Origin of the sequence: Bacillus sp. 41-22 (assembly GCF_025809295.1) — a bacterium.
GTDB classification, from domain to species: domain Bacteria; phylum Bacillota; class Bacilli; order Bacillales; family Bacillaceae_G; genus Bacillus_A; species Bacillus_A mycoides.
On the sequence record NZ_CP084035.1, the window covers coordinates 2,491,734 to 2,505,106 of the forward strand.

Below are 13,373 nucleotides of genomic sequence, written 5' to 3' on the forward strand. Positions count from 1 at the left end.
TTTTAGATGAATCTTTCATATTGATTATTGTACATAGCTTATATATGTCTCGTCTCAATTATGATATTCAAAATAAGAAGAAACACATATGGAAATTTTTGTGGCAGGTGCAACAGCACGTTCTTTAATACCAATGCTAATAAAAGAAGGTCATACTGTGTATGCAATGATTCGTAACGAATCACAAGTAGAAGCAATGAAGAAAGTTGATGCTTTACCATTACTAGCTGGGAGAGAGGTGCTTCAAAGAATAAGGCACGTAAAGTGAATGGATACTTTAAAATATCATAAAAATCCTTTAATGGGAATACTAGTAACATTCACTATTAAAGGATTGGGCTGTAATGAATATACTTTTTGAAAGCATTATTTTAATCCTCACTGGAATCATTGTTTTAAAATTGACAGGTAGTAAATCTGTTAGCCAAATGACGAGAGCTGAAATTATTATTGTGGTTTCTATAGGACGTATTATTGTAGAACCTATATTAAGTAGGAAAGTAGGCCCATCTATTTTTGCTGCGTTTATTTTTGCGGGTGTTTTACTTATTATTCATTTTTTTGAATTGAAATCGCGAAAAGTAGAAAAGTTTCTAAATGGAAATAGCATTATTGTTATAGAAAACGGAGAAATCTTAAAAAAGAATTTATTACGCGCGAAAATGTCAGAACAACAATTATTTATGCATCTGAGAGAAAAAGGTATACATGAAATCAAGAATTTACAACAAGCAACTGTAGAAACGAATGGACGGATTGGGTATCAACTAACTACTAAGGCACAACCAGTTACTTTGGAAATGCTAGAAAAGCTTCTAGAGCAATGCAATCTGAAAAAATAGTTTTAGACTGTACATAAAGGCACTTTTCACAAACGTGTAAAAGTCCCTTCAGTAATCCTGAAGGGACTTTCGTGTTATCTAATTTACCAAGGGTGATGACGATCAATATTACGATTAACAACAACATTAAAGTTCATAAAAATAAACAGAATGAATAATTGACAAAAAATGAGAATAGTAGTAATCTAACGTAAAACATACGCTACCGTATTTTATTGGGGAGATAATATGCAATTAACGAGAGAAGACTGGATAAAAGTAGGATTACAACAATTAGCTAATGAAGGTATACATAAAGTTCGCATTGAAGCACTTGCTCGATTGCTAAAAATAAGCAAAGGAAGCTTCTATCACTATTTTCGTGACCATCAAGAGCTTTTAGATTCTATGCTCGACTTTTGGGAAGTACATGCAACAAAGCTGATTGTTCAAAGTATGGAGCAACAGGATGCCTCTTTAGAACAGCTATTACAGATTAGTTTTAATCGAGATAAAAAAATTGAGAATGGTATTTATGCTTGGGCTAAATACGATCCTGTTGTGGCAACACGTTTAGTAGATATAGAAGAACAAAGAATTTCTTGTGTTGCAAAATTGTATCAAAAAATGGGCGTAGACGAAACTGAATCAATTGATCGAGCGAGACTTGCCTATTTAACGTATGTAGGATGGATGACAAGGTTTGAAGCAAATCTTAATTTTGATATTGATAAAATGGTTGAGCTTTTAACTTCTTTCAGCGGATGTCCAAACATCCACTGAAAAAAGTAAAGCTTCCGGACGCAATTATGCTGAGGCATAATTGATTATTCGATAATAAATGTCCCTAATATGGTTATAAAACCTGAAGGGACAAAATTTTCACTATAACATACGTTAGTGTATGTTATCTTTGAAGTTACGAAATTGGGGGCGAATAAATGAAATTACTATTAATAGTAGTAGCTGTGGGGCTTCTGTGGTTTATCAGTTTTTTGCATATTTATTGGGCTTTTGGAGGTCGATGGGGTTCTGCTGCTGTTATCCCAGTAAAAGAGGGAGAACATAAGCCTGCTTTTACTCCGAGAATATGGGGAACATTATTCGTAGCCATTCTTATTCTATTAGCTAGTGTCATTATTGTTGTTCAAGTAGGTTATTTGCAGGGGTTCGAAGCAAATAGTTTATCTAAAATCGGAAGTATTGTCTGTGCTTTAGTTTTCATTGTTAGGGCAATTGGTGATTTTAAGTTTGTTGGATTTTTCAAAAAAATTAAACATTCTCAGTTTGCTAGATATGACACTTGGTTCTATAGTCCATTATGTTTATTCTTTGGTTTTGTCTATATCATGTTGTTGTTTTAATAAGTATAATGAATTCCCTATAAAATAAATTTTATGCAGGAAGAAAACACCTCTTATTGAACAAGTAGTAATAAAAAGAAGTTTGAACATAGCAATAGAGCAATACAGGTTCTGTTGACAGCGAAGTCCGCTATGATTAGTCATTTGTGTTTAAAAAGAGGATAGATAGGGCGAATTTATTCAAGCCCTTCTATCCTTTTAATTTTTATACATATAATGTATGACATTAGATAAGAATTCACTATTAATAATAGGTTCAGCTTATATCTTGACTTTTAATAAAATTTTAAAGTGTTGGTTTTTTATTGTGTGAATAAGAGGTTAGTTGTTGTTTTGGAGTTTAAATCATTGATTTAAACTTGGCAATTGTATCATGTAATCTTTCTAATCCAATCAACATATCTTTTTCATTTAACATTGAATAACTAATTCGCAAATGATTATATTGAGTTTCATGGTTTATCAGACAAGCTGTGCCGGGTAAAAAAGAAACATCAACTTCATTCGCTTTTTGTAATAATGTAAAAGGATCGATTGACTGAGGGAGTGTAACCCATAAGTTAAATCCTCCATTAGGTATTTCGAATTCTAATTCTTTTAATGGAGATAATATATCAATTGTTAAATCGCGTCTAATTTGTAAAGCAGTCCGTAATTTTTCTAAATGATTTTTCATTCGTTCCGCTCGTAAAAAAGGAAGTAGTGCTTTTTGTGTCAATAAGGGACTACCAATATCCATCGAAGCCTTCACGGCGTATAACCATTCAAAGATAGGACCTTCAGCTGCAAGTGCCGCGATGCGAAGACCTGGTGCTAACGTTTTACTAAACCCTTTTAAATATATAACATGACCATTTGTATCAAAGCTTTTTATTGGAGGGGGAATTTTAAAATCCTCAAAATATATCTCTCCGAAAGAATCATCCTCTAAAATGAAAAATTGATAAAGCTCTGCTAGTTCTACAAGTTCCATTCTTCTTTCTTTACTCATTACTGTGCCCGTTGGATTCTGAAAAGTAGGATTCACATATAACAAAACAGGATTCTTTCTTTGACAAATATCATCGATTAGATCTGAGCGAATGCCGTTGTTATCAAGACTAACAGGGATAATTTGAACTCCTTTATTAACAAATACATCAAGCGCCGCTCCATAACACGGACTTTCTACTAACACTATGTCTCCAGGCTTTAATAATGTTTGGGCGATTAAATCAATTCCTTGCTGGGCACCACTTGTAATTAATAATTGAGATGGATCTGTAACTACTTGTTGGTGTTCTTTTAAGTAGTTTGTTATTTCCACTCTAAGTTCTTTGTCACCTTGAACAGGTCCGTATGTTGCCAGTATCATTTGATCCTTATTAAGTAATTTGTGCATTTCATCTGAAAGAAACGGATTTGGTAATAAACGTGGATAAAGGACAGCCTGTGAAAAATCAAAATATTTACGATGTTGGTTCATTACATATTGAGAACGCATAACATTAATGGATTTCGTTTGTTGCCATTGATATGGAATTGGTTTGAAATCTTTGTTCACACGTTTATGTATATAGGCACCTTTTCCTTGTTCAATTCGTATATAACTTTTCGTTTCTAACTGTTTATAAGCTTTACGAACAGTTAATAAACTAATTTGCAAATCATCGGCCATAGAACGTAAAGAAGGGAGGTAATCGCCATGTGAAAGCATCCCGCTTTGAATTCTCTCAACAATTTGCATATATATTTGTTGGTAATATGGTATGTTGGATTCTTTACGTAGTACTATCTTCATAGAATCACCTGCTTTTCTTTTTAATTTAATTAAAGCGAAAAATAGTCTGACAATCAACTATATTTTTATTTAACTGTTATATGCTCGGATACACTGTTATACACCATATCCTCTATACTCATTTCAAGAGTAAAAAGGAGGAAGGAAAATGGTCATTTTAAATTATATTTTAGTATGTATCATCTTTGGAACAACATTTTTAACGATAAAAATCGGAATTGAGGCAGGTGCACCGCCGTTATTTTCAGCTGGAATTCGCTTCTTTTTGGCCGGTCTTATTCTCATTATTATTTTTAAATTAAAGAGAAAGGATATTATGCCTTACTTATTATCAAAACGTATTATATATGCTGGTTTTTGTTTAACATTTATGACATTCGCGACCCTTTACTGGGCAGAACAATATATTTCTTCTGGATTAGCTGCAATTCTATCTGCTACGGGTCCAATGATGATCTTGCTATTGCAATCAAAGAGAAATAAAACAAAATTGCAAAAAGAACAACTTGTTGCTTTAGTTATAGCACTTATAGGTGTTTTTTGCATTTCTTTACCTGGAATGCATCAAGAACTTACATTCATATGGAGTATCGCTTGTCTGGTTATATTAGTAGGGGAGTTGTTTTATGGAATAGGTTCTATTCGTTCAAAAGAAATACTTTCAGATTTACCTAACGTATCACCATTTCTCATTAACGGCATTCAAATGTTCTATGGAGGAGTTTTGTTGTTAATTGTATCTATCGTAATGGAACAGCCTAATCTAACAATCTTAACATCTTGGAATGTACAATGGCCAATTTTATATCTCATATTTGTAGGGTCTATCGGTGGGCACGGTTTATATTACTGGCTTTTATCAAAAACAAATCCTGTATTTCCATCAACGTGGTTATATGTATCCCCGTTAATCGCTGTTATTGTAGGTTATTTTGTATTAGGAGAACCATTAAATCCTGCAATGGGAATTGGAGCTTGTTTAATCTTGATTGGTGTATTTTTAGCGAATCGTTCTACACTTGGAGTTTATTTTAAGCAAGGAAGGTTATTAAAAAAAGAGATGTAGTCAAAGTTTAATGATTTGGAAAACTGCGGAAAATGTATTCGGAATTTAGAAGGAAAAATAGTTAATTTGAAGAAAATGATTAACAGATTAGAGATAGTAAAATCAAAAACACAGTTGGAGAAATAACCAACTGTGTTTTAATATAGGGTGTATTTAATTTTACACTTAACTAAATCAATCGCATATTATTTGGTGGATAAGTGTTATTTTTTTATTACGGTATTACCCATCGCAATAGAAATTCGATTCCAACTATTTATTTGATTAATGATTAACACAAGATCAACATATTGTTTTTCGTCAAAGTATTCACGTACTCGGTTGTATAGATTTTCAGGAACTCTTTTAGTAGGAATGAGAGTAATATGCTCCGATAGTTCCAAAGCAACTTTTTCTTCAGGAGTATAAAAATCACAATCATCCCAAGCATTTAAGCAATAAATTCTTTGCTCGGTTTCACCCAATTTTCGGGCGTCAGAAGTATGCATATCGATACAATAAGCACAGCCGTTAATTTGAGAGACTCTAATTTTTATAAGCTCTCTAACAGCTCGATTAATTGAAGATTTCTTCGTGTATTTCTCCATATCCATCATAATTTTCATACCATCAGGCGAAATATCATAATAAGACATTCTTTGACTCATAAGACAAAACCTCCGTTATTATAAGTTTTTATAATAAAAACACACTAGGTCGCTATTGTGACTTCTAGTGTGTTTTTGTAATTAATTCACTTTTTTTATAAAACCTTTATAATGACGCTTCACAAGTTGACTTTCTAACGTCTTCATCGTTTCTAATGCAACACCTACGATGATTAGTAAACTTGTACCACCGATTTGAGCAGATGGTGGTAATGTAGCGATTTTTGTAAATACAAGTGGTAATATTGAAATTGCTCCTAAGAAAATCGCACCGATAAATGTTAAACGGTATAAAATTTTTGTTACATACTGTTCTGTAGATTTACCTGGGCGAATACCCGGGACATATCCGTTTTGCTTTTTCAAATTCTCAGCCATTTGTTCAGGATTTACTTGAATAAACGCGTAGAAATATGTGAAGGCAACGATAAGACCCACATATAGTGTCATTCCAAATGGATGTGCAAAATCAAGATTCGCAATTATCCATTTAGATACGCTTGAATCAGGGAAGAGCTGCGCAATTGTACGCGGCGTCATTAAAAAGGCTGAAGCAAAGATAACAGGAATTACACCTGCACTATTTACTTTAAGAGGTAAATGAGTATTTTTTGCTCCTTGATATTGATTGTTTCCTGAAACAGCTTTTGCATATTGAATCGGTATTTTTCGAACAGCTTGTTGAATGTAAATAACACCAACAACTATCGCTAAAATTACGAGTCCAATTAAAACCATTTTTATTATGTGCATAAATAACTGATCGCCTGCGTTTTGGAATTGTTGCAAATAAATTTGATTAGCGACATTCGGAATCGCCGCAACAAGTCCTGCGAAGATAATCATTGAGATTCCATTACCAACGCCATTAGCGGTAATTTGTTCACCTAACCAAAGTAAAAATGCAGTACCAGCAGTTAAAACTGTCGCAATAAATAAGTATGTAGTCCAGCTTTGATCTGTAATTAATTGTCCACCTGCTATATTATTAAAACCATAAGACATCCCAATGGATTGTATGAATGCGAGAATGATTGTAAAGTAGCGAGTAAATTGAGCTGATTTCTTACGGCCCATTTCTCCTTGCTTTGCCCATTCTGTAAATTTAGGTACAACGTCCATTTGTAGTAATTGTACAATGATAGAAGCTGTAATATATGGTGTGATACCTACAGCAAAGATTGAGAAGTGTTGCAGTGCTCCTCCGCCAAATACGTTCAGCATGCCTAAAACGTTGGCTTGATCTTGTACTTTTAATACCTCTGCGTTAGTATGAGGAACTGGAATAAACGTGCCAATTCGAAAAACAATTAGCATCGCTAGTGTAAAAAGAATTTTGTTTCTTATCTCAGCTACTCTCATGAAATTTGAAATCGTACGAAACATTATGTCGCCTCCTATATTTTTATCAGTTCAAAACTGATTATTATATCCCGATGAAGTAACCACAAACCTCCTTCCGCATTAAATTCATTTGACAAATGGAATTTTATACATTTTGTAGTTTTCACGGATATAAAAATATAAGGTGTTATACAAGCGATTTATTAACTTTTCGTAATCATTCAATACCCATAATATAACTAATAAATTAACAAATGTACATACATAAGCATTAAAAATGAATGAATAGGTTGATTTTTTACATATATTTAATGCTAGATTGATAATTAGGAACGTTTTATGTAGTTATATTGAAAGGATTCCGTTGAAAGTATTATGATGTAGCTGTAGCGCATAATAACCTCAAGGAAATCTTCAAGGATGTTGAGAGAACTCATACATTTCAGCATGAATTAGAGAACCTACTAAAGAAAGAAAAGATTAGATTGGAATAATAGTGAAGGAAAATCTTTTTTCCATAGAGAATATTTCTAGCGTAGGAATTTAAGTATGTAGGTTCTAGCGAAAGGAGAATTCACATGAATACATTTGTAAATGACAAGTTTTATGAAACTAGAAATCAATTATTTGAGGAAATTACTTTGTTAAGTGATGCTCAATTTAATAGGAAACCAGATAAGGATAAATGGAGTATAGCACAAGTTTGTCATCACTTAGTTTTATTAGATGAGAGAGTTATAACAGTTATTTCATCGGGATTAAAAAAGATGGATAGTATCTTAAATGAGCGTAAAGAAATTCACACTATTTTATTAGATAGATCGATAAAATTTATAGCCCCAGAAATGATTGAACCAAGTATAGAACCATTTGAAGTGCAGCAAATGGTTGATTTGTTAAACGACTCTAGAAAAGAATTGATGCGTTTCCTGAGTACAATAGAAGATGAATCTATATTAGCGAAAAAATCAGTGACGCATCCAGCTCTTGGAGAATTACTTCTTGATCAGTGGATAGAACTGATCTATTTGCATGAACAGCGTCATATAGAACAAATTAAAGAGATAAAATTGCTTTGTGGAGTTGAAAAGTAAAAATCATTATCTATTTATTGAGCGATTTGGGATAGCATCAAGGGTTCGAGTGATAAAATACAAGTCCTGATTAAAATTATGATGAATTTAGTTGAAAGCAACCAATAAGCAGAAAAAAATACGAAACTAGCAGATTTTACTCCTGAAGAGGAAACGAACATTTGAAAAAAATCTGAATCCGATTTGCTGTATAAGTGTAACCCCGTCTTAAATGAAGAGCGGGGTTATTATTTTTGGAAGTGATCTCAGTATTTTCATATAGAAGGAAAAAATTAGAAATAAAATCCGAAAATGAGTTGCATGTCCAAAATTTTGAAAGTACATATACATCTACCGTTGGTTTAGCGCCCTTCACACGTTGGAGGAAGAAGTATTTTATTAGAAAATGATAAAATACTATTCTGTTAGGGGATATATGCATTTTATTCTCTATATTTTCACAGCAAAACCAACTACAAAATTATCTTTTGTAGTTGAATTTCTCTGAATAATAAGTTACATTTTTAAAGTTCAAGCAACTTTATGACAGTACAAAAAGGGGAGAAATATTGTTATTATGCAAAAAATGAAATGGAAGAACTATGTATGCAATTTTATTATTCTTATGCTTCTTGTAACAGCAGTAACAGTCAAACCAGCTATTTCTAAGGCTGAGGAATCTAATGTTAATATTACATTGTTAGGTACTGCAGATATTCATGGTAGATTTATGCCTTGGGATTATGCGCTTGATGGAGCAAATATGAGTGGAAGTTTGACGCAGCTTTATACGGTTATAAAGAAGGTACGTCAAGAAAATCCAAATACCATATTAGTAGATGCCGGGGATACAATTCAAGGAAACTCAGTAGAATTATTCAACGATAAGCCACAATCGCCAATGATGGTAGCAATGAATACAATGGGATATGACGCCTGGGCATTTGGAAATCATGAATTCAACTTTGGATTAGATACATTGAAAAAAGTTAGTGAGCAATACAAGGGAAAGACGTTAGCAGGAAATATTTATAAGGAAAATGGAGAGCGTTTTCTTCCTGCATATACGATTGTTGAAAAAGGTGGAATTAAAGTCGGGATTATTGGTATGAATACACCAATGATTAGTGATTTTGAAAAAGGGACAGATCATTTGGATGGTTTAGTAGTGAAAAATCCAGTAGAAGAGACAAAAAAGGCTATTAAAGAATTAGAAGATAAAGTAGATGTAATGGTAGGGGTTATGCATATGGGACTAGAAAATGAGAATGGAATCCCAGGTACTGGTGTTCAAGATATTGCGAATGCTTGTCCGGAACTAAGCGCTATTTTTGCGGCTCATATGCATAAACTTGTAAAAAAAGAAGTTGTAAATGGCGTAATTATTACAGAACCAGATAAATACGGAACGCATATTTCACGTATTGACCTTACTTTTACAAAGCAAGATGGGAAGCTTGTTTTAAAAGATAAAACAGCTACCGCTATACCTGTAAAAAATGCTGATGGAACTACAGTATTATCTGATTCTACACTTGAAGAAACACTAACACCTTTTCATGAGTATGCGAGAGGAGATGCAAATGTTGTAGTCGCCCAATTAAAGGGTAGAAACCTTGTTCCTGAAAATGAAATAAAGGGTATTCCAAGTGTGCAGATTCAAGAGACACCTTTATCAGATTTCTTTCATGAAGTCATGCTCCATTACAGTAAGGCGGATGTAGTAGCCCATCAAATTGATAATGATTATGCCCGTTTGGATATAGGTCCTATAAAGAAGAAAGATATTGCTTATAATTATCAATATGCTTTGGGAGAAATTACAGTATATAAGATAACTGGAAAAGATTTAAAAGACTATATGGAATGGGCAGCAGGATATTTTAACTCATCTCGTGCCGGAGATGTAACAGTTAGCTTTGATAAAAATCGTCGTGCGTCTAAATACAGTACGAACGATTTCTTTGGAGGCGTAAAATACGAAATTGACTTAACAAAACCATATGGTAGTAGAATTACAAATTTACGCTCTATTCGTACAAATAAACCAATCAAAATGAGCGATGTTATGACGCTAGGAATGAATGCGTATAGAATGGAGGCTCTTCAGGCAAAAGGGGGAGCTTTAGAGGGACGTAAATTTGAACAAACTTGGTCATCTAAACAAGAGAATGCATTCGGAGAAACAGGTGGAACCATTCGTAACCTTGCTATTACATATTTAAAAGAGGTAAAGAACGGTGTATACACGCCAAAAGTTATGCATAATTGGAAAATTACTGGTGTAGATACACATTCTTCAGAGCATAAGGCTGTAGTTGATCTTGTAAATAAAGGGATTTTAGAAATCCCAAAAACAGAAGATGGAAAATATACAAATATAGCATCTATAAATACTAAAGATTCAATTACAAAAGAAGAGATTGTAGCACTCTCACAAAAAGCTAATATTAATCCAAATCAGTTTAATCATGTAAAAAGAAAAGGTGAATTTTACAAAAAACTTAGTAGGATAATTAAATAAATATAAAAAAGATGGCTCTCGTGCAAAAAACTATTAAACTTGGACATACCATTATCCTAAAAAAGTTTGTGATCGGTATGGAAATATAGAGAATCATCGGTAAAAAATCCCCTGAATCGCTTTAAAAATTTAGGGGATTTTTCATTTGAATAATTATTGTTTCATTTCTCACTATGTATATTTATAATATGCTTTAAAAGAACATACCTTAAGTTAATAACATGCAATAGATATGTCCTTTTCTATATTTAAATGGGGAGACAAAAATATCTTTGAAAGATATTTTTGACAAGATAAAAAAGCCTGAAACTCATATAAGACTTCAGCAGTCTCAAAACGTTACAATCCATGCAGCTATAGACATAAATAACAAAATTATATTGAAAAATCTAACTTGTATATGCGTTGCCTCACTAAAGTATTTATCTACTATTCTTAAAATAGTAAAGAGTGGTTTTTTATGTTGTTAATAAGATATAAGTGTACTTTGATTAGAATGAATATAGATAATTAACGACTAACCAATTGGATGAGCACCTAAAAGGGCTCATTTTTTATTTTATCGACCACATATATGTAATTTTGCATAATATTACATAAATTTTGTATTTTCTCTTTTTTTCGACATAAATAGACAGTATACTTTGTACAAGCTTTCTATTTCAAAAATTATACGAGGTGAAAAAATGAAAAACACAAAGACATTAACTAAAGTAGCATTAACAACAGGATTAGCTTTAACAGCTGTGGCACCATACGGAATAGGCCATGCAGAGGAAACAGATCAACTTCAAGTTCAAATTCAGGAGGACTCATTCCGTTCAGGTGAACTTACACAACCGTCACAAAAAACACCAGAGAATGTAGTAAAAGATGCTCTTAAGGAGAAAGCTGAACAAGCTCTTTCTCCAAATCAAGTCAATGGAGAAACAGGAGTAGATTATAAAGTTCTTCAAAAACGTGGTTCGTATGATGGAACAACACTTGTGCGTATGCAGCAAACATACGAAGGAAAAGAAGTATATGGCCATCAATTAACTGCACACGTAGATAATAACGGTGTTATTAAAAGTGTTTCAGGCGATAGCGCGCAAAATTTAAAACAAGAAGAATTGAAAAAGCCTATTAATCTATCAAAAGATGAAGCGAAACAATATATTTATACGAAATACGGGAACGATATCAAGTTTATTTCTGAGCCAGAAGTTAAGGAAGTTATTTTTGTTGATGAAAATAATGGACAAGCTAGCAATGCATATCAAGTTACATTTGAAGCGGCAACACCAAACTATGTTTCTGGAACTTATTTAGTAAATGCACAAAATGGTGATATGTTAAAAAATATGGTACAAGAATCTAACTTAAAAGCAAGTGAAAAACTAGTTGGAGCTTTAAAGGAAAGTAAAAAAAGTAGTCTTACATCATTAACTGGAACAGGAAAAGATGATTTAGGTATATCTCGTTCATTTGGTATTTCTAAACAAAGTAATGGTAAATATGCACTTGCTGATTATACAAGAGGGCAAGGAATTGAAACATATGATGTGAATTACAGAGATATTACTAAAGAAGAAAGCTATTATCCTGGTACACTAGCAACCAGCACTTCAACAACATTTAACGATCCAAAAGCAGTAAGTGCTCATTATTTAGCAACAAAGGTATTTGATTTTTATAAAGATAAATATAAGCGTAATAGTTTTGATAATAAGGGACAAAAGGTAGTTTCAGTTGTACATGCTTGGGATTCTGAAGATACGAACGATCCGAAAAATTGGCAAAATGCATTAAGTGCTAATAATGGAAGTATGCTTGTATATGGCGATCCTATTGTCAAGGCATATGACGTAGCTGGACATGAATTTACACATGCTGTTACTTCTAGCGAATCTAATCTTGAATATTACGGTGAATCTGGTGCGATTAATGAAGCGCTATCTGATATTATGGGAACATCTATTGAGAAATACGTAAATAATGGAAGCTTTAACTGGACAATGGGAGAACAAACTGGATCTGTTTTCCGTGATATGGAAAACCCAGCTTCTGTTCCATCTTCACTTGGAGTACCTTATCCAGATGATTACAGTGAATTTAACGATTTTAATGGATGGGATCAAGGCGGCGTTCATTTTAATTCAAGTATTATTAATAAAGTTGCGTATCTCATTGCAAAAGGTGGAACTCATAACGGAGTAACTGTTAAAGGAATTGGTGAAGATAAAATGTTTGATATTTTCTATTATGCAAATACAGATGAATTAAACATGACATCTAATTTCAAAGAATTGAAATCAGCATGTATTCGAGTGGCAACTAATAAATATGGGGCGAATACAGCTGAAGTTCAAGCAGTGCAAAAAGCATTTGATGCAGCAAAAATTAAGTAAGTTAGAAATATAGTTTTCATTCATATATTAATACATTATGAAAATCAGCTAATGTCATTTTAAGGATATTAGCTGATTTTTTACGTAGCAATGTATTAGTGAAAATAAAATTACTAAGCAATAATCAGGCATCTATCTTCAATAAGTTACGACAAATATATAAGATTTCAAGGATATAAAAACAGAAAATTAATAATATATTGACCTTTTAATGGTAAGTGCTATAAAATGAAAGCGATAACAAACGATTGCTTTAAAATGATTTCCCTGATCTTTTAGTATTTACAAATATAAGAAGGAATAAACAAATCTATTTTTTTGAGTTTTAATGCAAACGTTTTCGTAAGGGTTGTTTCCATCTTAT

At 32.6% G+C, this 13,373-nt stretch carries 10 protein-coding genes and 1 pseudogene; 8 read left to right on the forward strand and 3 right to left on the reverse strand.

Going from position 1 to position 13,373, the window contains the following annotated elements; translation table 11 throughout:
* Positions 1–88: 88 nt before the first annotated feature.
* The 4 genes and pseudogenes from LCF45_RS12680 (at position 89) to LCF45_RS12695 (ending at position 2,185) form a co-directional block, all read left to right on the forward strand.
* Positions 89–361, forward strand: a pseudogene (locus tag LCF45_RS12680) (hypothetical protein).
* Positions 345–842 (forward strand): DUF421 domain-containing protein, encoded by a 498-nt coding sequence (locus LCF45_RS12685; protein WP_002085380.1) that lies wholly within the window; start codon positions 345–347, stop codon positions 840–842. The pseudogene LCF45_RS12680 and the gene LCF45_RS12685 overlap by 17 nt, the downstream one beginning before the upstream one ends.
* Before the next feature lie 228 nt (positions 843–1,070).
* Entirely contained in the window at positions 1,071–1,604 is a 534-nt protein-coding gene (locus tag LCF45_RS12690; protein ID WP_002013313.1) for a TetR/AcrR family transcriptional regulator, read from the forward strand.
* Between the two features lie 158 nt (positions 1,605–1,762).
* Complete coding sequence (locus tag LCF45_RS12695; RefSeq protein ID WP_002136501.1) at positions 1,763–2,185, forward strand: DUF3995 domain-containing protein; 423 nt, start codon at positions 1,763–1,765, stop codon at positions 2,183–2,185.
* 340 nt (positions 2,186–2,525) lie between these two features.
* Here LCF45_RS12695 and LCF45_RS12700 read toward each other — a convergent pair whose 3' ends face one another.
* Positions 2,526–3,965, reverse strand: a complete 1,440-nt coding sequence (locus LCF45_RS12700) for a MocR-like pyridoxine biosynthesis transcription factor PdxR (protein ID WP_016127035.1) — start codon at positions 3,963–3,965, stop codon at positions 2,526–2,528.
* A 148-nt stretch (positions 3,966–4,113) separates the two neighbouring features.
* Here LCF45_RS12700 and LCF45_RS12705 point away from each other — a divergent pair, with 148 nt between their 5' ends.
* Positions 4,114–5,031, forward strand: a complete 918-nt coding sequence (locus LCF45_RS12705; protein WP_002127552.1) for a DMT family transporter — start codon at positions 4,114–4,116, stop codon at positions 5,029–5,031.
* A 203-nt stretch (positions 5,032–5,234) separates the two neighbouring features.
* On the opposite strand, the gene LCF45_RS12710 is transcribed toward LCF45_RS12705, so the two are convergent.
* Together LCF45_RS12710 and secY are read right to left on the reverse strand one after the other, a co-directional pair.
* On the reverse strand, positions 5,235–5,678 hold the full coding sequence (locus LCF45_RS12710) for a carboxymuconolactone decarboxylase family protein (RefSeq protein WP_000083090.1): 444 nt from the start codon (positions 5,676–5,678) through the stop codon (positions 5,235–5,237).
* An 81-nt stretch (positions 5,679–5,759) separates the two neighbouring features.
* On the reverse strand, positions 5,760–7,064 hold the full coding sequence (gene secY / locus LCF45_RS12715) for a preprotein translocase subunit SecY (protein ID WP_002069884.1): 1,305 nt from the start codon (positions 7,062–7,064) through the stop codon (positions 5,760–5,762).
* 536 nt (positions 7,065–7,600) lie between these two features.
* Between secY and LCF45_RS12720 the strand changes: the two genes are divergently transcribed.
* The 3 genes from LCF45_RS12720 to LCF45_RS12730 all read left to right on the forward strand — a co-directional run bounded on the left by LCF45_RS12720 (position 7,601) and on the right by LCF45_RS12730 (position 13,009).
* The gene (locus LCF45_RS12720; protein ID WP_001091627.1) at positions 7,601–8,116 is read left to right on the forward strand and encodes a DinB family protein; all 516 of its coding nucleotides are present in this window, start codon (positions 7,601–7,603) and stop codon (positions 8,114–8,116) included.
* Between the two features lie 556 nt (positions 8,117–8,672).
* Entirely contained in the window at positions 8,673–10,619 is a 1,947-nt protein-coding gene (locus LCF45_RS12725) for a bifunctional metallophosphatase/5'-nucleotidase (protein ID WP_002032306.1), read from the forward strand.
* Positions 10,620–11,305: 686 nt separating this feature from the next.
* Positions 11,306–13,009, forward strand: coding sequence for a M4 family metallopeptidase (locus LCF45_RS12730; protein ID WP_002127556.1), 1,704 nt, complete (start codon positions 11,306–11,308; stop codon positions 13,007–13,009).
* Positions 13,010–13,373: the final 364 nt, after the last annotated feature.